At 33.7% G+C, this 26,357-nt stretch carries 23 protein-coding genes; 3 read left to right on the forward strand and 20 right to left on the reverse strand.

The window, feature by feature from the left end:
- Nucleotides 1–145: 145 nt before the first annotated feature.
- Nucleotides 146–1,726 (forward strand): M4 family metallopeptidase, encoded by a 1,581-nt coding sequence (locus CD036_RS03155; protein ID WP_103387958.1) that lies wholly within the window; start codon nt 146–148, stop codon nt 1,724–1,726.
- Between the two features lie 58 nt (nt 1,727–1,784).
- On the opposite strand, the gene recG is transcribed toward CD036_RS03155, so the two are convergent.
- From recG to CD036_RS03180, 5 genes are all read right to left on the reverse strand, one after another.
- Entirely contained in the window at nt 1,785–3,830 is a 2,046-nt protein-coding gene (gene recG, locus CD036_RS03160) for an ATP-dependent DNA helicase RecG (protein WP_103387959.1), read from the reverse strand.
- Nucleotides 3,831–3,832: 2 nt separating this feature from the next.
- Nucleotides 3,833–4,702, reverse strand: a complete 870-nt coding sequence (sdaAA, locus tag CD036_RS03165) for an L-serine ammonia-lyase, iron-sulfur-dependent, subunit alpha (RefSeq protein WP_002510952.1) — start codon at nt 4,700–4,702, stop codon at nt 3,833–3,835.
- Between the two features lie 12 nt (nt 4,703–4,714).
- The gene (sdaAB, locus tag CD036_RS03170) at nt 4,715–5,380 is read right to left on the reverse strand and encodes an L-serine ammonia-lyase, iron-sulfur-dependent subunit beta (protein ID WP_002510951.1); all 666 of its coding nucleotides are present in this window, start codon (nt 5,378–5,380) and stop codon (nt 4,715–4,717) included.
- A gap of 319 nt (nt 5,381–5,699) precedes the next feature.
- Complete coding sequence (gene fakA / locus CD036_RS03175; RefSeq protein WP_103387960.1) at nt 5,700–7,358, reverse strand: fatty acid kinase catalytic subunit FakA; 1,659 nt, start codon at nt 7,356–7,358, stop codon at nt 5,700–5,702.
- Nucleotides 7,359–7,373: 15 nt separating this feature from the next.
- Nucleotides 7,374–7,745 carry an Asp23/Gls24 family envelope stress response protein gene (locus tag CD036_RS03180; protein WP_002510949.1) on the reverse strand — a complete coding sequence of 124 codons (372 nt, stop codon included), beginning with the start codon at nt 7,743–7,745 and terminating at the stop codon, nt 7,374–7,376.
- A gap of 236 nt (nt 7,746–7,981) precedes the next feature.
- On the opposite strand from CD036_RS03180, the gene rpmB reads away from it, so the two are divergent.
- On the forward strand, nt 7,982–8,170 hold the full coding sequence (gene rpmB / locus CD036_RS03185; protein ID WP_002510948.1) for a 50S ribosomal protein L28: 189 nt from the start codon (nt 7,982–7,984) through the stop codon (nt 8,168–8,170).
- A gap of 60 nt (nt 8,171–8,230) precedes the next feature.
- On the opposite strand, the gene CD036_RS03190 is transcribed toward rpmB, so the two are convergent.
- From CD036_RS03190 to gmk, 14 genes are all read right to left on the reverse strand, one after another.
- Nucleotides 8,231–8,869: a thiamine diphosphokinase gene (locus CD036_RS03190; RefSeq protein ID WP_002510947.1), complete on the reverse strand. Its 639-nt coding sequence runs from the start codon at nt 8,867–8,869 to the stop codon at nt 8,231–8,233.
- A 4-nt stretch (nt 8,870–8,873) separates the two neighbouring features.
- Nucleotides 8,874–9,518 (reverse strand): ribulose-phosphate 3-epimerase, encoded by a 645-nt coding sequence (gene rpe, locus CD036_RS03195; protein ID WP_002510946.1) that lies wholly within the window; start codon nt 9,516–9,518, stop codon nt 8,874–8,876.
- Nucleotides 9,518–10,393 (reverse strand): ribosome small subunit-dependent GTPase A, encoded by an 876-nt coding sequence (gene rsgA, locus CD036_RS03200; RefSeq protein ID WP_021458909.1) that lies wholly within the window; start codon nt 10,391–10,393, stop codon nt 9,518–9,520. Before rsgA ends, rpe begins: the two co-directional genes overlap by 1 nt.
- Before the next feature lie 208 nt (nt 10,394–10,601).
- The gene (gene pknB / locus CD036_RS03205; protein ID WP_103387961.1) at nt 10,602–12,635 is read right to left on the reverse strand and encodes a Stk1 family PASTA domain-containing Ser/Thr kinase; all 2,034 of its coding nucleotides are present in this window, start codon (nt 12,633–12,635) and stop codon (nt 10,602–10,604) included.
- Nucleotides 12,632–13,378 (reverse strand): Stp1/IreP family PP2C-type Ser/Thr phosphatase, encoded by a 747-nt coding sequence (locus CD036_RS03210; protein ID WP_002510944.1) that lies wholly within the window; start codon nt 13,376–13,378, stop codon nt 12,632–12,634. Before CD036_RS03210 ends, pknB begins: the two co-directional genes overlap by 4 nt.
- A 6-nt stretch (nt 13,379–13,384) precedes the next feature.
- Nucleotides 13,385–14,479 carry a dual-specificity RNA methyltransferase RlmN gene (gene rlmN, locus CD036_RS03215; protein ID WP_002510943.1) on the reverse strand — a complete coding sequence of 365 codons (1,095 nt, stop codon included), beginning with the start codon at nt 14,477–14,479 and terminating at the stop codon, nt 13,385–13,387.
- A 4-nt stretch (nt 14,480–14,483) separates the two neighbouring features.
- Nucleotides 14,484–15,791 carry a 16S rRNA (cytosine(967)-C(5))-methyltransferase RsmB gene (gene rsmB, locus CD036_RS03220; RefSeq protein ID WP_103387962.1) on the reverse strand — a complete coding sequence of 436 codons (1,308 nt, stop codon included), beginning with the start codon at nt 15,789–15,791 and terminating at the stop codon, nt 14,484–14,486.
- Nucleotides 15,791–16,723 carry a methionyl-tRNA formyltransferase gene (fmt, locus tag CD036_RS03225; RefSeq protein WP_002510941.1) on the reverse strand — a complete coding sequence of 311 codons (933 nt, stop codon included), beginning with the start codon at nt 16,721–16,723 and terminating at the stop codon, nt 15,791–15,793. Before fmt ends, rsmB begins: the two co-directional genes overlap by 1 nt.
- Nucleotides 16,716–17,204: a peptide deformylase gene (locus CD036_RS03230; RefSeq protein ID WP_021458911.1), complete on the reverse strand. Its 489-nt coding sequence runs from the start codon at nt 17,202–17,204 to the stop codon at nt 16,716–16,718. The genes fmt and CD036_RS03230 overlap by 8 nt, the downstream gene beginning before the upstream one ends.
- Nucleotides 17,205–17,565: 361 nt before the next feature.
- Complete coding sequence (locus CD036_RS03235) at nt 17,566–18,261, reverse strand: GNAT family N-acetyltransferase (protein WP_021458912.1); 696 nt, start codon at nt 18,259–18,261, stop codon at nt 17,566–17,568.
- 1,107 nt (nt 18,262–19,368) lie between these two features.
- Nucleotides 19,369–21,786: a primosomal protein N' gene (priA, locus tag CD036_RS03240; RefSeq protein ID WP_021458913.1), complete on the reverse strand. Its 2,418-nt coding sequence runs from the start codon at nt 21,784–21,786 to the stop codon at nt 19,369–19,371.
- A 1-nt stretch (nt 21,787) separates the two neighbouring features.
- A complete protein-coding gene (gene coaBC, locus CD036_RS03245; RefSeq protein ID WP_021458914.1) occupies nt 21,788–22,999 on the reverse strand; it encodes a bifunctional phosphopantothenoylcysteine decarboxylase/phosphopantothenate--cysteine ligase CoaBC in 1,212 nt (403 codons plus the stop codon).
- Between the two features lie 188 nt (nt 23,000–23,187).
- The gene (gene rpoZ, locus CD036_RS03250) at nt 23,188–23,391 is read right to left on the reverse strand and encodes a DNA-directed RNA polymerase subunit omega (RefSeq protein WP_021458915.1); all 204 of its coding nucleotides are present in this window, start codon (nt 23,389–23,391) and stop codon (nt 23,188–23,190) included.
- A complete protein-coding gene (gmk, locus tag CD036_RS03255) occupies nt 23,391–24,014 on the reverse strand; it encodes a guanylate kinase (protein ID WP_002510936.1) in 624 nt (207 codons plus the stop codon). The genes rpoZ and gmk overlap by 1 nt, the downstream gene beginning before the upstream one ends.
- Before the next feature lie 156 nt (nt 24,015–24,170).
- Here gmk and CD036_RS03260 point away from each other — a divergent pair, with 156 nt between their 5' ends.
- A complete protein-coding gene (locus CD036_RS03260; RefSeq protein ID WP_021458916.1) occupies nt 24,171–25,868 on the forward strand; it encodes an Rqc2 family fibronectin-binding protein in 1,698 nt (565 codons plus the stop codon).
- Between the two features lie 48 nt (nt 25,869–25,916).
- On the opposite strand, the gene CD036_RS03265 is transcribed toward CD036_RS03260, so the two are convergent.
- Nucleotides 25,917–26,327, reverse strand: a complete 411-nt coding sequence (locus CD036_RS03265) for a VOC family protein (protein WP_002510934.1) — start codon at nt 26,325–26,327, stop codon at nt 25,917–25,919.
- Nucleotides 26,328–26,357: the final 30 nt, after the last annotated feature.

The following is a 26,357-nucleotide window of genomic DNA, read 5'->3' on the forward strand; positions in this document are numbered from 1 at the left end:
CTAATTTTTTTGATTTCTTTTTGTCTTTCTATTGAATTTCAAATAATATAAACGTACAATTTATTTAATTTCACTTTTTAATTTTACTTTAAATGTGAAAATGTTTATACAAAAATTCAGACCACTGAAGTTACGGAGGCTAGTAATGAAAAAATTTATAACTTTATCATTAGTTTCATTTTCGGCTGTTGCTTTACTTTCAAATAATAGTATTCATGCTGAATCATTAACTAAAAGTAACAGTTTGAAAGGTCAACAACTCCAAAAAGAAGTTGGACAAAAAGCAATATCAAATAGTAGTGATGTAGAGCAATTATTGCAAAATAACGCACAGCAAATCATTGAACATTCATCGAAAAAGCACAAAGAAGCTCAGGTCAAAAATCCATTCGCTCAATATAAAGTTATTAATCAACAACAAGATAAAAATGGTACAACGCACTACAGTTTAAAGCCAAAAGTAGATGGAGTCACAGTTGAAGATAGTACGATTAAAGTTCATATCGACAAAAATAATAATGTATCTTTAATTAATGGTAGCATTGATAAGCCACATATCACAGCCGACAATACAGCTAAACTGTCAAAAGACAGTGCGGTTACAAAAGCCTTTGACGCAATTAATCAATCCCAAGATAAAGTTAAAAACGCAAAAGGCTATGACATCGTGAGTAATAATGAACTCACAATTAACAGTGACAAACAGCGTTTAGTTTATAACATTGACTTAAATTATATCGATCCTAAACCTGCACATTGGAAAATACAAATTGATGCACAAACAGGCGAAGTTATCAAAAAACAAAACGTCATTGAAAATGTTGCTACTGAAGGCAGTGGTACGGGTGTGAATGGAGATACTAAGAAACCTTTACATATTGATAAAGCAAATAATAAATATTCTCTTTTAGATACAACACATAATGGTGCAATTGAAACTTTTACCGCAAATCAAAGTGAAATCAACTATAATGAAATATTAAATGATACTGCAGAATTCACTGACCAAAAACAACGTGCAGGTGTCGATGCACATTTTTATGCTAATAAGGTTTATGATTATTACTTAAATAATTTTGATAGAGATAGTTATGATAATAACGGCGCAAAAATACAATCCATTGTAAATTATGGTAAGGATTATAATAATGCGGCTTGGACTGGACAATTTATGATTTATGGTGATGGAGATGGTGAGCAATTCGCACCATTTTCTGGATCTAAAGATGTTGTAGCACACGAATTAACACACGCCGTTACTGAAAAAACAGCTCAATTAACTTATCAAGATCAATCAGGTGCATTAAACGAATCATTTTCTGATGTCTTTGGGTACTTTGTAGATCCGGAAAATTGGTTGTTGGGTGAAGATATATATACTCCAGGTAAATACGGTGATGCTTTAAGAAGTTTATCCAATCCGGAAGATTATAATCAACCTGCACATATGGATCAATATTATACAGGTACTGATGATAATGGCGGCGTCCATACAAATAGTGGTATTCCAAATAAAGCTGGTTATTTAACTATTAAAGCAATTGGTAAAGACAAAGCTCAAGAAATTTATTATCTAGCTTTAACACAATACTTAAGTTCTAATTCTAACTTTGTAGATGCGAAAATCGCATTAACTAAAGCCGCAACAGAACTTTATGGAGAAGATAGCTCAGAAGTAGACGCTGTAGACAAAGCATGGAATGATGTAGGTGTCACAGAGTCATAATATTAATTAATACTAGAGGCTAGGACAAAAATTTGTCCTAGCCTCTAGTTATTATTATTTAATCAAAACTTGTATGTAATAAGTTTTCTTCGATAAATACTCTTAAATGGGTGTACGCATCAGTAAAAAACGCTCCTGATTGTATCAGCTCACCAGCTTCATCTCTCGCAACTTCTAACATTTTATAGTCCTCTACAACATTAGCAACTAAAAAGTCAGGCAAGCCACTTTGTTTTACTCCAAAAAAGTCACCTGGTCCACGCATTTCTAAATCTCTCTCACTTAATTCAAAACCATCTGTTGTTTGTGTCATAATTGTCATTCGCTCTATCCCTGTTTCAGTTTTTGGAGAGGCAATTAATACACAGTAACTTTGATGTTCACTTCGTCCTACACGACCACGCAACTGATGAAGCGTCGACAGTCCAAAGCGGTCGGCGTCGTATATCATCATGAATGTAGCATTAGGTACATTCACACCTACTTCTACTACTGTCGTCGATACTAAAATATCAATTTCATGATTACTAAACCGCTGCATTACAGTATCTTTTTCGTCTGCAGTCAACTTTCCATGTAATAAGCCTACACGTTGTTCACCATAATATTGTTGCAATGATTCAAACAAGGCAACAACATTTTGAACATCCTCTAAATGCTCAGAACTCTCAATGAGTGGACATATTACATATGCTTGTCGACCTTTCTGTAATTCTGCTGTCATTTGATTTAGAACTTGTTCATATGCTTCATGTTTTGACCATGAAGTGATGATAGGTTTTCGTCCTTTTGGTAACTGTTTAATTGATGAGACATCCATTTCACCGAATACAGAAATAGCTAATGTACGAGGAATAGGCGTCGCAGTCATGAATAATACATTAGTCATAGCGCCTTTTTCGCGTAATAATTGGCGTTGATTCACTCCAAAACGATGCTGTTCATCGGTAATCACTAAACCAACTTGTTGGAAAACAACATCATCTTGAATCAAAGCATGTGTCCCAATTAAACAATCTATCTCTCCTGCTTTTAATTGCTCTAACAATAATTTTCGTTTTTTCCCTTTTACTGAACCTGTCAATAAAGCTACATTCATAGTATCACCAAATAACTGAACTAAACTTTCTGCATGTTGTTCAGCTAATATTTCAGTCGGTACCATTAACGCAGATTGATAGCCGGCCGTTTTTAAGGCGTACATACAAATTGCAGCAACCACAGTTTTGCCTGATCCCACATCACCTTGCAGTAGTCTGTGCATTCGAATAGGTGCCTTTAAATCACGAAAAATTTCATTCACACTATTTTTTTGCGCATCTGTTAATTCAAAAGGTAAGCGTTCAATAAATTGTTTGACTAACGTAATATTATATTCTACTTCAACTGCTTCATCCGAAGATTTTTCTAAGCGGTTTAACCATTGCATACGTAATTCAAACATGAATAATTCAGTAAATGCATACGTTCGACGTGCTTTCATCAATGACGGTTTATCTTTTGCAAAATGTAAAGCTTTTAACGTGTCAGACAACGACTCCAACTTGTATTTCTTTCTTAGTTCATCTGACAGCCATTCGTGAATAGTAACATCTTGTAATACTTGACGAATCATCTCACGTAATGGTTTTTGCTTGATACCTTCTTTTATCCGATAAACAGGTTCAAATTGTTCTTCTTCTGTATTACTTTGTTGAAAGAACATACGAGTGCCATTAATTTCCTGTTTATTACGTTGCCACTTCCCTTTAATAGTGACCATTTGATGTAACTCAATTTTTTTCTTTAAATAGGGTTGATTAAAAAATACACATTTAACAGCAATTTGATTGACCATTATATGTACAGTTAACTTTGACTTATTGCGACCAAAAAAAGCGACAGTTGGTGTTGAATAAACTTCACCCACAACTGTCACCATAGATTGATCATCTGCTTGATTTAAGTCAATTACAGTATTATCTTCATAGCGCATTGGTAAATATAAAATTAAATCTTCAACTGTATGGATATTCAATTCATTTAATACTGCCAAACGCTTCGGCCCCAAACCTTTTATTTTAGTTAAGGGATACGGGCTCTCTATTAAATTGACTTTTGTCATAATTAATCACCAAATATTTCTTGTTTTAAACGTTGCCCTGTAGGTGTTCCAGCTAAACCACCACGTCCAGTTTCACGTAAAGCTGAAGGCATTGTTTGTCCAATTTTATACATTGCTTCAATAACCTCATCGGTCGGTATTCTTGATGTAACTCCAGCAAGTGCCATATCTGCTGAAACTATCGCATTTGATGCACCCGCTGCATTACGTTTTACACAAGGTACTTCTACCAACCCAGCGACAGGGTCACATACTAAACCTAGCATATTTTTCAAACAAATTGCAAAAGCTTCGGCCGATTGTTGTGGCGTACCTCCAGCTAATTCTACTGTAGCACCGGCTGCCATTGCTGCTGCAGACCCTACTTCTGCTTGACAACCACCTGCTGCACCAGAAATTGATGCATTATTAGCTACAACAAAACCAAAAGCACCCGATGTTAACAAGAAATTTAGCATATCTTTTCTTGAAGGATTTAATCTCGGTTTCAAACCAAATAATACACCTGGAACGACACCAGCAGAACCTGCAGTTGGTGTAGCACAAATTTTGCCCATAGCAGCATTAACTTCATTTGTAGCAACTGCTTTGCTTACTGCATCTAAGAGTGTATTACCTGCTAATGATTGACCACTAGCAATATAATTTTTAATAAGTACTGCATCACCACCAGTTAAACCAGTAGTTGATGTCACGCCCTCAAGTCCTTCATCCAATGCATTTTCCATAGTTTGTAAGTTTTTATCCATATTTGCATATACTTCATCAGCTGTTAGTCCAGTGATACTCATTTCTTGTTCTAACATTACTTCATGAATTTTTTTATTTTCTGTTTCACAAATTTCCACTAATTCCTTTACACTTTTAAACATGCTATACCTCCATTAGGCGTCGCCCATGAGTGAAACAGTCACTACACCATCGACGTTTTTAATTTTTTCTATAATATCTTCGTTTATAGCATCGTCTAATTCGCAAGTCATTAATGCCTGATCGCCTTTTTCTTTTCTTGAGACTTGCATGCTACCAACGTTAATGCTCGAATCCCCAAGAATATTCGCAACACGCCCTATCGTACCAAATGTATCTTTATGGAAGACTAGTAGTGCTGGATAATTACCACTGATAGCGATATTAAAGCCATTGATCGCCACTACTTCTATTTTTCCTCCACCAATAGACACACCTTCTACAGAAATTTCTTTTTCACCATCACGCATATTTAGAATAGCAGTGTTGGGATGTGAGCGTTCTTCTGCCATTTCTATGAAGTTTACTTTCATTCCGACCTCTTCTGCTGTTTGTAAACTACTTTTAATACGATCATCATCTGTATCATAACCTAATAAGCCACCTACAAGTGCAACGTCCGTACCATGCCCTTGATACGTTTCCATGAAAGAACCATATAAATATATATCTACTTGTTTTGGAACTTGACCAAATAAGTCTTTGGCTACTAAACCAATTCTTACAGCACCTGCAGTATGTGACGATGATGGTCCAACCATAGTCGGACCTATAATATCAAATACACTTTTATATTTCATAATTATACCCCACTCTTAATTTTAATGTTTCTAAAGTGTTGCGCTTACATTTCCTAATGCTACATTATTATAACAAGAGAGTAAGCTTTTATAAACCGAAACTGGTTATAATGCTTATTCATAATGCTACTTCAACCATTGCTCAACGATGAAACTTTAAATAAACAGCACAAAAAAGAGCGGAAGTGAAATCAAATCCAACAAAAATTGATTTCCTATTCCCGCCCTAACCAGTATCTTGTTATGATTTAAACGCCTAAAAAAACTAATTTAAACAAAACCATATTATTAAAAGATACTGTACCAGCTACCTTTTAATTTATTCCACTGAAAATAAATAAGGATATACTGGTTGCTGACCATGATGTAAATCCATTTCTATTTCTGGGTATTCCGCTTCTAACCATTGTTCAATGGCTGCAGTCGTATCATCATCAGCCTCTGCTCCTGCAATAATAGTAATGATTTCGCTGTCCTCTTCAATCATGTTTTGTAGTAATTGTTGAACCGCTATATTTTGCTCAACATTACTTGTCACAATTTTGTCTTCTGCTAAGCCCATAAATGCATCTTTTTTAATTTCCACACCATCAATTGTAGTATCTCTTACCGCGTAAGTAATTGCACCGGATTTAACTACAGATAATGATTCAAGCATACGTTTTTTATTGTCAGTTAACGTATCTTCTTTATCATAATTAAACAGCGCTGCAATGCCTTGTGGAATTGAACGTGTAGGCACTACAAGTGCTTCTACATCTACAATATCTGCTGCTTGTTCACTAGCCATTTGAATATTTTTGTTATTAGGTAAAATCAACGCACGTTTACAATTTGATTGTTTAATCACATCAATGATATCCTGCGTAGATGGATTCATCGTTTGACCACCATGAATTACATGTGTAGCACCCATCGATTTGAATAACTCAGAGATACCTTCACCCATAGAAATCGTAATAACTGCAGTTTCTACGTTAGAAGTGGTAGTTTCAGTTTGAGCTGTTTGGTTGTTTTGTTCTTTTTTAATTACCTCTCGATGTTGTTCACGCATATTTTCGGATTTCAATTTAATTAATTCGCCGTATTGCTGACCATAATTAAATACATCACCAGGTTTTTCAGTATGTACATGAACTTTTACAATTTCATCATCATTAATTACTAATAATGAATCGCCAAATTGACTCATATCTTCTCTAAACTCATTTTCATCAAATGTTTTAGCTTGTTCATCAAATTTAACCATCATCTCAGTACAGTAACCGTAAACGATATCCTCAGTATTTATCACACCATGAAAATCATGTGCTTCAGTCACTAATGATTCAGCGTCTATTTTTTGGCTATTATCTTCTATAGTTTCACCTTTTAAAGCCGCTAAAAATCCTTCATAGACCAATACTAAGCCTTTACCGCCACTATCAACTACACCTACTTCTTTTAATACTGGTAGTAAATTAGGTGTATTATCTAAAGATTCTTTGGCACTTTCTACAACGAAAGACATAAGTTCCAAACAATCTTCTGTCGATTGTGCTTTATCAATTGCTGCACTGCCAGCATCTTTAGCTACAGTTAATATTGTCCCCTCAACTGGCTTCATGATTGCTTTATAAGCTGTGTCAACACCAGCCTGTATACTTTCAGCGAGTTGTTGTGCATTGATTTCTTCGTTTTCTTCAAGTGCCTTACAAAAACCTCTGAAAATTTGGGATAAAATCACACCTGAATTACCTCGCGCACCCATTAAGAGCCCTTTTGAAAATGTTTTTCCTAATGCTCCTATATGATTGGATGAATTGTGCTCGACTGCTTCTCTTCCTGAAGTCATTGTTAAATTCATATTTGTCCCCGTATCACCATCAGGAACAGGATACACGTTGAGTGAATCCACTAAGTCTGCATGTTTTGATAAGTTTTGCGCCCCTTGTATTATCATATCGGCAAAAAGCTTACCATTAATTGTGCTAACCATTTCTATAATATCCTCCTAGTTTTTCATGCCGTTATTTATGCGCACACCTTGTACGTATATATTAATTGCTTTTACTTTTATTTTTAATGTTTGTTCCAATGTATATTTAACTGTAGATTGAACATTACTTGCGACCTCAGATATTTTGACACCATAACTTGTGATAATATACATATCCACAACTATTTCACCTAAATTTTCTTTAACCACAATACCTTTAGCATAATTTTCATGCCCAAGTATTTCTGCAATGCCATCTCTAACTTGTTGTCTTGAAGCCATTCCTACAATGCCATAACATTCCACTGCTTTACTACCAACAACGTTAGCTATCACTTCATTTGAAATATTGATATTACCATAATCATTTTTAATTTCCAATGTCATTTTATAGGCCCCCTCAAAATTTTCCCTCAACAGATGTTTGATTGTTTAGAATTACAATTAACGCATCGTAGAAAAATCTACAATATTTCACATCGTATAATTATAGCATAATTTATTCACTGTAAAAGTACAATGTTAAATATTTATAATTTTATTGCCATGACTTTCAATTTATGATATATTATCCAAGTATGTAGTAGACACGTGTATTTATATTTATTAAAGGAGGTACTTTCATGGGCAAACAATGTTACGTAACAGGTCGTAAAGCTTCAACTGGTAACAATCGTTCACACGCTTTAAATTCTACTAAACGTAGATGGAATGCTAACCTTCAAAAAGTTAGAATTCTTGTAGACGGAAAACCTAAAAAAGTTTGGGTTTCTGCACGTGCTTTAAAATCTGGTAAAGTTACTAGAGTTTAATAAATATAATGCACATTAAAAAGACCAGTCCTTATGTGGAGGATTGGTCTTTTTTTATGTTTAAGCATCTTTACTTTTAATCATTAACAAACTACCATTATCGATTATCACTTTGCCCCGTTCCTCATTCAACTCATTAGACACTGTTAATGTAGAACCGAGTGCTAATGTCTGATTGAATAATTCGTATTTAAAATGTTGCAATGTAATCGTAACTGGATAAATGACTGGTATAAAAGATACATACTGATAAGATTCATCTCTACTAACTATGTGCTGACCCTGTGGTAAATATTGTATTTCATTTTGAGCATCAATGATACGCAAATTGACATTACCTTGATGATATTCAGGCTTTTCTAAAATTTGCAAAGCACCCATAAAATGATCCAATCGCGCCCCAGTAGCACCATATATTTCTATATCATCATATCCTGCATCAATTGCTTCTGCTATTGCTAGTGCTAGATCTGTATCATCTTTTTCAGCCTCAACGGGGTTTATGTTCAGCGTTTCAACAAGTAACATTCTTTCTTTATCTGTGACTGAATCAAAATCTCCGACAGCCAGCTTAGGTGTAATGTCATGTTGTATTAAAATGAGCGCGCCTCTATCTACACCAATCCAGTGGTCATCATTTGCGGTTTCGAGTAATTGAGCCGGCAAATTACGGTTACCACATAGAATTTTAGCTTTCATATTATCAACCTTTCAGTTGTTTTGTCGCAGTTGCATAATCATTATGTCCAAAGAAATAGGAACCAGCGACTAACATTGTTGCGCCTTTGTTAATGACTTGTTGAGCTGTCATATCATTAATGCCACCGTCAACTTCAATATCAAAAGTTAAATTTAGTTGTGATTTCAACTCAGCTAAACTTTCTATCTTAGCTAGACTATTTTCGATAAATGCCTGGCCACCAAAACCTGGATTCACTGTCATAATTAGAACATAATCTACCATGTTTATAATTGGTTTAATGGCATCTATAGGTGTACCCGGATTCAAAACCACTCCAGCTTTCACATTTTGATTTTTAATCTGTTGCACTACCCTATGTATATGAGGTGTTGCTTCTACATGTACTGAAATCATATCTGCACCGTGTTGCGCAAATAATTCAACATATTGTTCAGGTTGTTCAATCATTAAATGGACATCAATGGGTAATGTTGTTCCTTTACGTACTGCTTCTAAAATAGGTAATCCTATTGATATATTTGGAACAAATTGTCCATCCATCACATCAAAATGGACACCATCTGCACCTGATGCTTCTATTTGTGTTAACTCTTCTTGTAATTTTAAAAAATCTGCTGATAATAATGAAGGATAAATTTTTGCCATTAGTATCGTTCCTTTCTGTTACTAATTTCGTTGTATAATTGAACATAATGATCATAACGAAATTGGGCAATGTTGTTATTTTCTAACTCAATTTTGACATTACATTTTGGTTCTTTTATATGGTTGCAATCTCTAAATTTACACAACTCCCCATATTCAGCAATGTCGACAAAATACGATTTTAGTTCTTCTTTTTGAATATGATCAAAATCTAATGCACTAAAACCTGGAGTATCTGCAATAAAACCATTATGCCGTTCATACAATTCTACATGTCGTGTAGTATGACGACCTCGATTTAATGATTTAGAGATATATTGCGTTTCAATATTTAACTCTGGGAAAAAGTGATTTAATAAAGTGGACTTACCAACACCTGACTGACCACTTAATACTGCTAAACCATTTCCCCAAGCGTCAAAAATTGCAGAAATATCATCTTCTAATCCAACGAATTGTGTTTGGTAACCCATAGCTTCATAAATTGTTAGAAGCTCTGTAATTTTGTGAACTTCTTCCGTCGTCAAAAGATCTTTTTTCGTAACTAAAATGCGCGGCCGCATATGATATGAGTGAGCAATAACCAAAAATCGATCTAATAGTTGTGTAGAAAATGATGGTTCTATCGCACTCATCACTATAATTAAATGGTCTACATTACTCACAGGTGGACGTTTAAGTTCATTTTTTCTAGTATGCACATTTTGTATATATCCTTCAGTAATATTCTCAACTTCAAAATCCACTACATCACCCACTATAGGTGAAAACTTATTTTTTCTAAATAATCCTCTAGGCTTAGTATCAAACATTTCACCATCGACATCTACACGATAAACGCCACTCAAAGATTTAATAATACGGCCTGTTTTCAATCTAGCACCTCTCTTCAGTATGTTTACTTCTATTATTATAGCAAAGGCTTATAAAATTAAATAATAAATAATATTAATTAAAAAAGGTTAGATAAAAAGTAGTAATGACATAAAGTAAAGCTTATACATGCACTTAACTTCACTTTATGCCAAATCGAGCACTTCTCAGTCACTCAATTCACTACTTTATCTAGCCTTCCATCAATTATTAAAAATCATATGGTATGTCTTTATCTGCGATTATTTTGCCATCTAAACGGACAGTATAACCTGCAGTTTCACCTTTTTCTATTTTCATAGGTATTTTAATTGTTTTGTCATCTTTAATTTTGAAAGTTTGAGTTGCAGAAGAACCAGAATGATCTTTGTCACGAACATAAACTTTAACTTCTTGGCTCTCATCGTCTTCGCCACCATAATTTATATTGAAAGTTTCAGTATATGTTTTTACGTCTGACTCATCATCTTTGTCTTCTTCTTTGTCTTTTTCTTTGTCAGCCTTGTCTTCTTTGTCATCTTTTTCTTCTTTACCTTTAGAAACTACAAAACTAACTGTTGAACCTTCATCAACTTCTTCATCTTTTGGAGATTGACTAATAACCGAGTCTTTCTTAATGCTATCATGATTGCGCTCTTCGGTTACAGCAACATCAAAACCTTTGGCTTCTAGCGCTTCTTTCGCTTCTTTAAATGGTTTTTTCTCGTAATTGTCGACATGTACTTGTTTAACACCTAAAGATTGCGTTAGTTTAATTTGGCTAGACAATTTAACTCTATCGCCTGCAGTTTTATTTTGATCTTCAATTAAACCTTTTGGTGTATTATTTTTCGTATATGATTCAGTGACTTTTACATTATCAAAACCAAGATTTTCTAATTTATCTAATGCTTGTTCTTTAGATAAACCATAAAGATTCGGCATTTCTTTTTTATTAGGTCCTTTTGATAATACTATATCAACTGTGCTTTTTTCTTCTAATCTTTGACCTTTTTTAGGTGATGTTTTAATGATTTTATTTTCATCATATTTGTCACTATATGCTCTAGATATTTCACCTAATTTTAAATTATTATCTTTTAATGTTTGTTCAGCTTCTTTTTCTGTTTTACCACTTAAATCAGGAGTTTCTAAATATTTATTGCCAAACATCCCCATAGCTATAAAACCGAACAAGCCAAATAATAATAAAACGAATATGAAGGCATAAAAGAACTTCTTATATTTGGATCTTTTTTTAGTTGGCACCGCATAGATTCGCTCTTCTGATGACTGGAATTTTTGTTGTTCTACAATTGGTATTTGCATCGTTTGGTCGATGTCTTTATTTTGTTCTTGTTTGGCTTTATTTGCTATTTCATCTTTATCAATAGCAATCGTTTGAGTTGTCATATCTTCGGATACATATTTATCCTCAGCGGCACGTTCAGATGACAATGCACTGTTTAAATCTGTTGTCATTGCATCTATAGATTGATAGCGATCTGCCTTATCTTTTTCAGTAGCTTTCAATACTACATTACTTAATGCTTGAGGAATTTCTGTACGATGATCTGAAACATTAGGTATTGCTTCTTGAATATGTTTAATAGCAATACTAATTGCATTTTCACCATTAAAAGGTGGTTTACCTACAAGCATTTCATATAATACTACGCCAATTGAATAAATATCTGTACCACTATCAGTTGCTTCACCTCTTGCTTGTTCTGGTGACAAATATTGCACAGTTCCTAAGACGTGATTTGTTTGCGTCATTGTCGTTTCGCTTAAAGCTTTAGCAATGCCAAAATCAAGTATCTTAAGTGTTTTGTCTTTTTCAATTAATATATTTTGAGGCTTAATATCTCTGTGTACAATACCCGTATCATGTGCATGTTTAATACCATCAAGAATTTGATTAGTAAAATTCATAACTGTATCAATTTCTAACGGACTATGTGCCTGAATAAACTCAGACAATGTTGGTCCTTCAATATATTCCATTACTATAAAAAAGCTCGATTCATTCTCAGTTACATCGAATACTTTAACAATATTTTCGTGGGACAATTGTGTTAGATTATGTACTTCTCGTTCAAACCGTTTAATCGTTTCTTCTTTTTCACCATGAGAAATCGTAATTGCTTTAATAGCAACTTTACGATTTAATATCGTATCTTCAGCAAGATAGACGTTGCTCATTCCACCGCCACCAAGTTTTTCTAACACTTTGTAACGATCATTCAACGTTGTACCTATCATACTTTATCACCTTCAATCTTAGCTAGTATTATACTAATATTATCATTGGAATCATTCGTCAATGCGATATCAATAAGCGAATGTCCTAAACTATCCATTGTTGCATCTTCATCATTCAAAATATCTTGAATCGGTTTGTTTTTAACATAATCGGTTAATCCATCTGTATTTAACATCAAAAAATCATAGAAATTAGTTTTTTTCACAAATATATCCGGTGATACTAATTTATCTGTCCCCATTACCTTCGTAATAATATTACGTTGTGGATGATTAAATGCTTCTTCTTCTGTGATTTGACCAATCATTACTAAATGATTAACAAAAGAATGATCATTTGTAATTTGTTCAACTTCTCGACTATTCACTAGATAAGCACGTGAATCACCAATATTTGCTACTACTACATACTCATCAAAGACTAATGCACAGACACAAGTGGTTCCCATTCCACTATATTCAGGGCGGTCTGTCGATAACTGATAAAGTTCTCTATTAATACGTTTTAATGTTGTACGTAACCAACTTTCTGCCTGATCAGGTTCTATCAGATTTTCTTCTTCAAAACATTTTTGCAGTTCGTTTGTTACGTATTGGCTAGCAATTTCACCTGCTAGATGACCTCCCATGCCATCACATAAAACAAGCAATTGCTGCTGTGTTTTATTGTAAAATATGCCACCTGTATCTTCATTATTTTCACGGTATTGACCTTTGTCAGAATAAATTTGTGCCTTTAGCATTTGGCTCTACCTCGTTTCTACTTGACGTTCCTTTGCTCTTAATTGACCACAAGCTGCATCAATGTCAGAACCTTGTTCACGTCTAATTGTTGCATTAATACCTAATCGTTTAAGTTCTTTTTCAAATTTGAAAATATCTTCTTTTGGCGTTTTTACATAATTACGTTCAGGTACATGGTTTACTGGAATTAAGTTCACATGACAATTCAATTTTTGAATAAGATGTGCTAATTCACGTGCATGTTCTAGTTGGTCATTGACACCACCAAATAAACCATACTCAAATGTGATACGACGGTTTGTTTTCTCTTGATAATAATGAATAGCTTCCATCAATTTTTCAACATTATAAGCTCTATTTATAGGCATTAATCTTGAACGTATTTCGTCTTTTGCTCCATGTAAACTCACTGCAAAATTAATTTGAATATCTTCATCAGCAAAATCATAAATACGCGGTATAATACCAGATGTTGAAACTGTAATATGTCTCGCACCAATGTTTAAACCATTATCGTTATTTACTATTTTTAGGAAATCCATCATTTCATCATAGTTTTCAAACGGTTCTCCAATTCCCATAATAACAATTTGAGAAACGCGTTCTTCTGATTCGTCTAAGGCCTTTTGTACAGTAAGTACTTGTGAAACAATCTCTCCTGCTTCTAAGTTACGTTTCAAACCTCCGAGTGTGGACGCGCAAAATGTACAACCAATTCGACAACCTACTTGTGTCGTAACACACACCGAATTACCATATTCATGTCTCATTAATACTGTTTCTATTGTATAGCCATCCTGTAATTCAAATAAAAACTTAATTGTACCGTCTTTACTTTCTTGTTTAACTACCGTTGTTAATGTAGTAATTGCAAAATGTTCGCTTAGTAGATTTCTTAATTCTTTTGACAAGTTTGTCATTTCATCTATACTATCAACACGTTTTTCATATAACCATTCAAAGATTTGTTTTGCTCTGAATTTTTGTTGGCCATGTTCTACCAACCAATTTTGCATTTCATCGTAACGCAAAGAATAAATCGATTGCTTTTCAAAATCTGGAAGAAATTTATTTTTCTTCTTTTTTTCCGTTGTAATCATAATATTATTGTTCCTTCCTTTTAATTTTAGTAATAAAGAAGCCGTCAGAGTTAAAATCTTGTGGTAAAATCTGCATCGTTTTCACTTGTTCTTTAGTAATTGGATGTTCAATCAACTCAAATTCAAAATCCTTATTTTCTTTTAAAAATGTATAAATTACATTTTCATTTTCTAATTGTTCAACTGTACAAGTTGAATACACGATCGTACCACCTGGTTTCACATTGTGTTTGATATTGTTTAGAATCTCTAATTGCAATTCTACCAATGCTTGAATAGACGTTTGACTTTGTTCATATTTAATTTCAGGTTTATGGCGCAAGACACCTAAGCCACTACATGGCGCATCAACTAAAATCTTATCATAAACTTTATCATATTTTTGCGTAGCATCGTGTTGATAACTCAAAATGTTAGATAATCGTAACTTTCTTTTATTAAAATTGATTAATTCTATTTTATGTTCATGTATATCTGTTGCATCTACTTGCCCTTGGTTTGCCATCAGCTCAGCGATATGACATGCTTTTCCTCCAGGTGCACTACACGCATCTAAAACGCTGTCGCCAGGCTCGGGTGCTAAAACATTCGCTACAAACATTGAACTTTTATCTTGAATAGATACTAAACCATCTTTAAAAATTCTAGACTCAATTATAGTGTTACCTTTAATGTGTAAACATTCAGCAATATCGTGATCTTGTTCCACTTCAAATCCTTCATCTTGTAATTTTGCAATGACTGCTTCTATTGTAGTTTGAGTCGTATTAACACGGACGGTTTGATTTACTTTTGTCAAAAATGATTGCGCCATCGCTTCAGTTTTCTCAATACCAAAATGAGTAACCCAATGTTTTACAAGCCATTTAGGAAGACTGTATGCTATTGCAATACGTGTTTGATCATTGTTAATATTACTGAAATCAGGTAATTCTGTGCGCATGAAATTACGTAAAATTCCATTTACTACATTACCATTATGCGGTCCGCCTTTATACTTAGCTATTTCCACCGCTTCATTAATAATGGCATGTTGTGGTATACGATTTAAATACACATGTTGATAAATGCTCATCCATAATAAGAGTCTGACCCATCCTTTAATTTTAGTTTGCACAAAAGGTTGCAACATATAATCTAACGTATATTTACGTTTTAATGTACCATAGACTATTTCTGTATATAAATTTTTATCTGCACGTGATAATGGATATTCAGATAATATATTATTTATTTCAAGATTACTATACGCTTTGTCGTTAATAATCGCTTGTAACGAATCAAAAGCTAACATTCTAGCCGTAGTTGTCATCATTTAAGTTCCTTTCCAACAAGTGACGTTTGGACACCGCTTAAATAATTTGCAGCAAGCATTCGTTTTTTCCCCGCAACTTTAATATCAGTTAACGCTATTGCATCAGCTGATCCTGTTCCTACTATAATAGCTTTTTTAGTCGTTTCGATAATCTTTCCTGCTTCACCTTGTTTATTACGTTCGATTTTAGCAGCATAGATCTTCATGTTTGCATCGTCTAATGTAGTATAAGCAACTGGCCAAGGTGATAAGCCACGAATGTGGTTATATATTTCATCTGCTGACTGGTTCCAATTAATGTGTTCATCTTCTCTACTAATGTTAGAAGCAAATGTAGCGTGTGCATCATCTTGTGGTGTGCGCTCATTCGTTTCATTAATGATTGATGGTAATGTTTCTTTTAATAAAGTTGCACCTAAAAAGCTTAATTTATCATGCATCGTACCGACGTCATCTGTTTGTTCAATATCGATAGCTTGTTGTGCAATAATATCACCGGCATCAAGCTTAGCTACCATATACATTATAGAAATTCCTGTTTGGGATTCGCCATCAATAATTGCTTGATGGATAGGTGCACCACCTCTATATTTTGGTAATAAAGAAGCATGAACATTGATTGCCCCTAATCTTGGTGCTTCAAGTAAGCTTGTAGGTAAAAGTTGACCAAATGCAGCAGTCACTATCAAATCAGCCTCTAAATTAATTAACGTATCTAATTCCTCAGATGTCGCTAACTTTTCAGGTTGATACACTGGAATACCTTGTGCTACTGCTACTTCTTTAACAGGCGGTGCTGTTAAAGTTTTCTTTCTCCCTACAGGTCTATCTGGTTGAGTCACTACTGCTATAACATTATGTTCTGCAATTAACATTTCTAATACTTTTGTAGAAAAATCTGGTGTACCCATAAAAATTATTTTACTCATCGTCAAAATACGCCTCCATCTCATCCTCAGTTAAAATTTTTTCAGCGCGCTCTGTAAACAACACACCATTAAAATGATCTACCATATGTAAAATCATGCGTGCTACATCATCATATGCAGTAAGTTCTACATCATTGCCTTCTTTATCATTACTTTGTACTACAATCATATTACTTCTAGTTACTTCTCCGTATACATCAGGTAAACTTATGGAACCTTCTAAATCGGTTGTACATTCTTCTGATTGCTTAATAACGACTGGGTTGATAAGTTGTAATAAACCGTCAATTTCCATATCTATTATTGCAACTTGAGAATTTATATTAATTTGTGGAGCACATAACGCAGATGCTTCGACGTCATACATAGTGTCTTCTAAATCTAATAGTAACTGCGCTAACTCGCTATCAAAACGTTCCACTTTGTTTATTTTCTTCGTTAATATTGGATGTTGTTTTGCTACCAGTTGCCGAATCGTCATGGCATTGCCACCTCTCAAAAATTCATCATACAATTATAACTTATCTAAAGTAAAATTGCGACCTTAATATCCAGATACGTTTGGAATTAAATATACTACAGGTCTAACTACGTCTTCAAAATATTTCCACCTTAATTATAATAATTTGAGCTGCTCAGTGACATAATGCTTTGTAGTTAATTACACTTCTAGAGTGAGCAATTAATATAATAACAAAAAGACGTAAGGTCACTTTACTTCGTCATAAGTAATAGTTCGTCCTCACGTCTCTTAAATAATTTAAATTTTATCTACTTATACATGCCATAATAGTAGTAACTCTCGATTTATCACAAGTTACTACAACTTTCACAATCTATTTTTATTCCTTCATTGTAAGTTTCGTCCGTTGTTCACCAGTTGAAGTAAAGTTATTTGGTATGAGCCAACGCTGAAATTCACTTTTGATTTCAGGCCATTCCGCATCTAACATTGAAAACCAAGCTGTATCACGATTTCTATTTTTATAAATCTTATGTTGCCTAAAAATACCTTCGAAGGTAAAACCTAAACGTTGGGCACTACGAAATGAAGCTTTATTTAAAGCATCACATTTCCATTCGTAACGTCGAAATCCTAAAGTTTCAAAAATATATTGAGCTAATAAAAAATGAACTTCCGTGGCGATACGTGTGCGCTGTAACTTTGTTGAATATTGTATATGACCTACTTCTATCGATCCATCCTGTACATTAATTCTTAATAACGCTAATTCACCTAATGCCTCATTTGTTTCTTTATCAACTATTGCGAAAAAGTAAGGATCTGTTGAGTCAATTTGATTTTGAATAAATTGTTTAAACTGATTATAATCAGTGATTGGCTCTCTTGGTAAGTATGTCCAATTATTATTGTCTTTTTCATTTCCTAAATTTTTAAATAAATCATCAATATGTGTATTATCAATTTTTTCTAAGCGGCTATAATTACCTTCTAATACTTGTGCAGTAGGTTTTTTAGGCATTTCAAAGTCTGGCAATGCGAAACCAATTTGTTGATTATATTTATTATATGGCATGTTAATTTCTCCTTACTTAATGTTATAGATGAAGGTATTTTTATTTATGAAAGTGTTCTGAGTTTGAAAAGTGGGCTTACCTATTATTTTGTTTCCAACGCTTACCATTTATTACTGTATACGTTTGTGAATTATAAATAATATAGCATTCTAACTTGTAAAAAGTAAATATGTCGGTCATTATATTGTATAATTATTTTTTAACTTAACGTTGAAAAAAACTTGATTTGAAGCGCATTTTCAATGCAACCAGTATTGTCAATATGAAAAGAGACTAGGACGAATCAACATTGTCCTAGCCTCTTTGCTTAGTAGTTGTAAATATATCTCGGTCATCATAGATTTAAGTTAATATTAATGTGAAGCGGAAGTCACTCCACATAGTAAATTCTATAATTCATTTATATGTTTGTATAGACAGTATAATTGAAAGGTAAAATATTAATTATTGTTAGTAAAAACAATAATTTAACATCAATGATTAAATATTCTTCCATCTATAGAGACATCATTCTATACCAGACTGTCGACAAAGTTACCGTCTTTGTTGGCAGTTTTTGTGCATGCTTTCCGCGGGCACTGCCTCAGCCTATTTAGTCTTCGGCTCGTGCTTTTCCCGCAGGAGTCAGCTCAAAAAGCTGCCATTTATGATAGGAAAATATTGGTATTTATATTAAGTAGTAAAGTTGTCTATTATGTTGAATACATCAAATGACAATTGAGATCAACTAAAATGATGTTTATCTCTGAATTATTTCCTAATAATTATTTATTACATTAAGTCAATGTGAAATTGGACTTAGACTTTGTTGGCAGTTTTTGTGCATGCTTTCCGTGGGCACTGCCTCAGCCTGCGTAGTCTTCGGCTCGTGCTTTTCTCGCAAAAATAGGCATAAATCACTACAACATATAAATTGAAATAAATAAACCCTTCGCAAATTAATGCGAAGGGTTTATCTCTGTTCTGTATATGAACTGTTTAAATCTTTCAGGTATCTTTTCTCTAGCTTAGTGAATAGTTCAAGTTAAACTATCTGCCCTTTTTATTATTTAATAAGGTAATCAAACTCTTGAAAATATTGGAATAAAGCCATTTATCAACCTATTTTACATCATCATTTGTGGATTGATATCTATTTTTAACGATAATTTGTCTTTTATATATTGTTCATGATAATAATCATCTAAATATTGTAAAGCTTCATGTAATGCTGGTTCATTTTTATATTTTACCAGTATTTGAAAGCGATATTCGTTGTTTATACGTGACAAAGCAGCTGGTGACGGACCTAAAACAAAAGCTTTATCAGAAATGTGTTGTAATAATATTTGATGAATATGTTTAGATGCTTCCATAACTTTTTTCATATTTTGATGTGCTATCGTAAAATTAATCAAAAAGAAATATGGTGGATATTTACCTAATTTTCGATAATTCATCTCTTTATAATAAAATGCAGTGAAATCATTCGCTTGCACATCTTTTATAGCATAATGTTCAGGATTATATGTTTGTATAATTACTTGGCCTTCTTTTTCATGTCTTCCAGCTCTACCTGAGACTTGAGTTAACAATTGATAAGTGCGTTCACTTGATCTAAAGTCTGGTAAGTTGAGCATCGTATCCGCATTTAAGACACCTACTAAAGTAATATTAGGAAAATCTAACCCTTTAGCTATCATCTGTGTGCCTAGTAAAATATCACCTTTGCCTGCACCAAAATCATTTAACAATTTTTCATGAGCACCTTTTCTCGACGTAGTATCTACATCCATCCTTATAATTTGTGCTTCTGAAAATACTTGTTGTAGCAATTCTTCTACACGCTGTGTTCCGGTACCAACTTGACGTATATGCTCGCTTTCGCAATTTGGACATTGATTTGTCGGTTGTTCTTGATGGCCACAATAGTGACACTTTAGTAAGTCTGATGATTTATGGTACGTCAACGAAATATCACAATTTGGGCATTGTGGTACATGACCACAGTCACGACATAACATAAATGAAGCATAACCACGACGATTTAGAAAAAGGACGATTTGTTCTTTATTATCTAACCGTTGTTGAATAGCGCTACGTAAATTCTCTGAAAACATCGAACGATTGCCCTCACTTAATTCTTTACGCATATCAACAATATCTATTTCTGGTAACGCTTGATTATTTACCCTATTCGGTAAAGATAATAATTGATAAACACCCTTTTCAGCACGTGCATATGATTCTAAACTTGGTGTAGCACTTCCTAAAACTAATGGACACTGATGGTATTGGCTACGCCATTCTGCAATGTCTTTAGCATGATAACGAGGATAGTCTTCTTGTTTATATGAAGATTCATGTTCCTCATCAATAATAATCATCCCTAAATTTTTAAAAGGGGCGAATACACTGGAACGTGCACCTACGCTAACACTCGCTTGACCATCACGAATTTTTTGCCATTCGTCATAGCGTTCGCCTTTAGATAAGCCTGAGTGAAGTACCGCAACATCATCACCAAAACGCCGTTTAAATCGCAATACCATTTGTGGAGTTAATGCAATTTCTGGTACTAACATCATGGCTTGTTGCCCTTTATTTAATACTTCTTCGATAGTTTGTAAATAAATTTCCGTTTTACCTGAACCTGTAACCCCATGTAATAAATATGTTTGTTGTTTTTCGGCTTTTATCGTTTCTAATATACTATTATATGCTTGTTGCTGATCTGCAGTTAGTTGTTGATTGTCTTCTTTTTCAAAGACTCTAGCTTCAAATGGATCACGAGAAATTACAGTATCATACTTTTCTATCCAACCTTTATTCACAAGACCATCAATACTTGATTTAGAAAATGCCATTGATTCTAGCTCTGTTAATAATACTGTATGATGTTGTTCTTCGAGTAAGTAGGCATATAAGTCATGTTGTTTTTGTAATTTTTTAGTACTTGCTAGATCATTTAATACCGCTTCATGGTCCACTTCTGGCACAACTTTGACTGCACGTTGTTTTTTCTTTTTAGTATTTTGCGATAATATCGTTTGTTCCGCAACGACACCTATTGATAACAATTGAGATAGCGACTCTAAGTCGTTATTTTTTTGTGCTTCTTTGTATGCATATTGTCCCTGTGAATCAAATTTTGCTAGTAAGTGACTCGGAACTTGCTCAGTATCTTGTATAGTAAAAACTTTCGTATATTTAGCTTTGAGCGCACTTGGTAGCATGATTTCTAAAATAGAAATGCGTTTGGTCACAAAATATTTACTAAACCATGCACTTAAGTCTATTAATTCAGTAGTCAGTTCAGGTTTAATATCTTGTATTTCTTTGATTTCTTTTAACTTTGAAAGCTCAATGGATGAATCTGGTTCTTCAGATATTTGCATTACATAACCTTGTACCGTACGTGGGCCAAATGGCACTATAACTCTCATTCCAACTGCTATCATAAATTGTAATCGTTGAGGAATAATGTAATCAAAGGTGAAATCTACACTTTTCGATGGTATGTCGACGATTACTTTTGCTATCATTTTATTGCCACCTAGTTTCTAATGCGTCTAAAATTTTCGCTGCTAAACTAATTTTAGTATCTTTACCTAATGCTATAACCTCTTGATTAGCAAAATGCATTGTATAATCATTGTCATCCGAGCTAAATCCAATTGACTTATCACCTACGTTGTTAGCGATAATTACATTGGCATTCTTCTTTTGTAGTTTCTGTTGAGCATATTCTGTAATATGTTGAGTTTCAGCAGCAAAGCCCACTAAATATTGATGTGTTTTATGTTCCCCTAAATATTTTAAAATATCCGGTGTACGTTTAAATGTGACAGCTAATTCGCCATCTTGCTTTTTTAATTTATGCGTTAACGCTTCTGCTGGTGTATAGTCAGATACTGCAGCTGCTTTAAAAACAATGTCTATCTGTTTGTATTTAGACTTCACCGCTTCGAACATTTCTTCGGCGCTTTGTACTTGTATCACTTCAATATTTGCGTGTTCAGGCTGAGCTAAATGGGTGGGTCCCGACACTAATGTTACTTTGGCACCTCTATCAGCCAATGCTTCTGATAAAGCATATCCAATTTTACCTGAAGAATGGTTTGACAAATAACGCACTGGATCCAATTCTTCTATAGTTGGTCCTGCAGTTACTAAAGCACGCTTGCCAGCAAAGGAACTATGTGTGTGATTTGTTACTGGCTCTTCGTTAAAGAATGTTTCTAAACGCGTTAAAATTTGAAGCGGTTCTTCCATACGCCCTTTTGCTACATAACCGCATGCTAAATACCCTTCACCAGGTTCTAAAAATTGATAGCCATCTGATTTCAAAACAGCCATATTATGTTGCGTTCTGTTATTTTCATACATGTGTACATTCATAGCCGGTGCAATAAATGTAGGTGTTTCTGTAGCTAATAAGGTAGACGTTATCATATCATCTGCAATGCCATTACTTAATTTAGCAATTAGATTTGCTGTTGCTGGTGCCACGACAATTGCATCTGCCCAATCACCTAATGCGACATGTTGAATTTCAGCAGGATTTTCTTCTTTAAAAGTATTGGTATAGACTGGATTTCTACTAATTGCTTGAAACGCTAATGGTGTTACAAATTCTTGTGCATTTTCAGTGAGCATAACCCTAACTTCATATCCTGCTTGAGTTAATTTACTCGTTAAATCAATGGCTTTATATGCTGCAATGCCACCCGAAACGGCTAATAAAATTCGTTTCATTTTCCATTTACCTCCATGTTTAACATCGGTCTCTGTTTAATTATCTATTGCTACTTAAGTAACAGAAATATCGTCACTATTATAAGTGCTATTAAAATCATTATACACAAAAAAACATTGTTATAAAAAAGACACACCTTGAATTTCAGGGTGTGCCAATCTATCAATATTCCAATAGCTTAGAAAAGTTATTTTTCAACTTTATCAGGATATACTTTACCGCCAGCAATTTCTTCTAAAGCTCTGCCTACAGCTTTTTTAGAACGGTATCTCTCTAATAATTCAGTGTCTTCGTGATCTTCTAATTCTCTTGCACGTTTAGCAGCCGTAGTAGCTACTAAATATTTAGAAGTAATTTTGTCAGTTAATTGGTTTAATGGTGGATATAACATTATTTTTTGGCCTCCAATATCATTTTTCTATACTTTGCTTCAATACGTTCTCTTTTTAAATGCTCTGCAGCAACAATAGATTGTATACGTTGTTTAGCTAAATCAACTTCGTCATTAACTACCACATAATCGTATAAATTCATCATTTCAACTTCATTGCGTGCTTCTAGCACACGGCTTTGGATTTTTTCATCCGATTCTGTACCTCGACCAACCAAACGTTCACGTAAATGGTCTAAACTCGGCGGTGCCAGAAAAATAAATAACGCATCTGGAAATTTTTTACGTACTTGCTTCGCACCTTCGACTTCAATCTCTAGAAAAACATCATGACCTTGGTCCATTGTATCTTTAACATATTGAACTGGCGTACCATAATAATTTCCAACATATTCTGCATATTCGATAAATTGATCTTGTTTAATCAATTCTTCAAATTCAGCCTTAGTTTTGAAGAAATAATCTACACCATCTACTTCTCCTTCACGCATTTCACGTGTCGTCATCGAAATAGAATATTTGTAGGAAGTAGTTGGATCATCAAATATTTTTTTTCTTACCGTACCTTTTCCAACACCGGATGGCCCAGAAAGAACGATTAACAAACCTTTCTCATTATCCATGACTTATAACCTCTCTAAGCTATACTATATTATTAACATATAATACCATAACCACACTTCAGTTGTATAGCATACTCATATAAACTTTAACTATGACTCATGATTCTCTACATGTTACAATTAAATGAATGACTTAATGTAAGGTGGCTGAAAAAAATGGCATATGATGGCCTGTTCACTAGAAAAATGATTGAATCTCTACAATTTTTAACACGTGGTAGAATTCATAAAATTAATCAACCCGAAAACGATACAATTATTATGGTAGTTCGTCAAAATCGCAAAAATCACCAACTATTACTATCTATACATCCAAATTTTTCTCGTCTACAAATTACGGATAAAAAATATGACAATCCATTTAACCCACCTATGTTTGCACGTGTCTTTCGTAAGCATTTAGAGGGTGGGTTTATTCAAGCAATTCGTCAAATCGACAATGATCGTCGTATTGAAATTGATGTCGAAAGCAAGGATGAAATTGGTGACACTATATACCGCACAATTATTTTAGAAATTATGGGTAAACATAGTAACTTAATCTTAGTTGATGATAAGCGTAAAATCATCGATGGCTTTAAACATCTTACTCCTAACACAAATCAATATCGTACTGTAATGCCTGGTTTTACTTATGATGCACCGCCAACACAAAATAAAATTAATCCATTCAACGTGACTGGTACGGATGCTTTACAATACATTGATTTTAATAGCGGTAAAATTGCTAAGCAGTTACTCAATACGTTTGAAGGCTTTAGTCCGTTAATTGCAAATGAAATTGTTAATAGGCAACAATTTATGACAACACAAACTTTACCAGTGGCATTTGATGAAGTTATGGCTGAAGTAAATGAAACACCTGTACCTATATTCCACAAAAATCACGAAACAGGCAAAGAGGATTTTTATTTTATGCGCCTGCACCAATTCGATGATGATATAACAACTTATGCTTCATTAAATGAACTATTAGATCGCTACTATGATGCACGTGGCGAACGCGAACGTGTTAAACAACGTGCGAATGATTTAGTAAAATTTGTTCATCAACAATTGCAAAAAAATCAAAATAAATTATCCAAATTGGCAGCTGAACTGGAAGGAACTAAGGACAAAGAACAACAACAGCTGTTTGGTGAATTGATTACTGCTAATATTTATCGTATTGCACAAGGTGATGATAGTGTTACAGTATTGAATTATTATACGAACGAAGAATTGACAATTCCATTAAATCCAACAAAATCACCATCAGTTAATGCTCAACATTATTATAAACAATACAATAAATTGAAAACACGTGAACATGAATTACAACATCAAATGGAATTAACACAAGAAAACATTGCTTACTTTGAAAGTATAGAGCAACAGTTAACGCACATTTCAGTTGATGAAATTGATGATATAAGAGATGAGCTTGCTGAACAAGGATTTATGAAGCAACGAAAACAAAAAAAACAAAAAAAGAAACACACTATACATTTACAAAGTTACACATCAACAGATGGTATGCCCATATTAGTCGGTAAAAACAATAAGCAAAATGACCATTTAACGAATAAAAAAGCAGCAAAACATCACTTATGGTTCCATACTAAAGATATTCCTGGGTCACATGTAGTTATATTGGCTGACAATCCTACGGAAAATACCATTAAAGAAGCGGCTATGTTAGCAGGTTATTTTTCTAAAGCTGGATTATCTAGTCAAATACCTGTAGATTACACTGAAATTCGACATGTGCATAAGCCTTCAGGTGCCAAACCAGGTTTTGTCACTTATGATAATCAAAAAACTTTATTTGTAACACCAGATTATAATCACATTCAATCTATGAAAAACGAATAAACAAAAATCCGAAGTTCTGTCATTGCATAGAACTTCGGATTTTTATTATTAATTTTCTTCTGGTAAGGCAAGTTGGAAATTGACTCCAAAACGGTCAACAATCCATGTAAATTCTTTGAAAGTTGGTGGCATTTCCGTTTTCGGCATTAAAATAGCACCACCACTTTTTAATTTACTAAATAAACGTTCCATCTCCATTGCATTATCAACTGTTACATATAGAGACATTGCTGGTGTTATTTCTATATCGACTCCATTTATATTATCAATGGCCATTAACACTTGGTCTTTAATTCTAAAAATAGCGTGCTGTACTGCACCAGCCATTTCCCCACTCTCTTCGTCATATTTGACCATCGATAATATTTCAGCATCTTCAAAAGCATCCATGTAGAGATTTATTGCTTCTTCAGCATTACCGTTAAACATTAAAAATGTTGTGACTTTGGGTATGCTCATTCTAATTCCCCTTTCATTACTTCAGTAACT

The sequence above is a fragment of the Staphylococcus arlettae genome, from assembly GCF_002902345.1.
Taxonomy (GTDB): domain Bacteria; phylum Bacillota; class Bacilli; order Staphylococcales; family Staphylococcaceae; genus Staphylococcus; species Staphylococcus arlettae.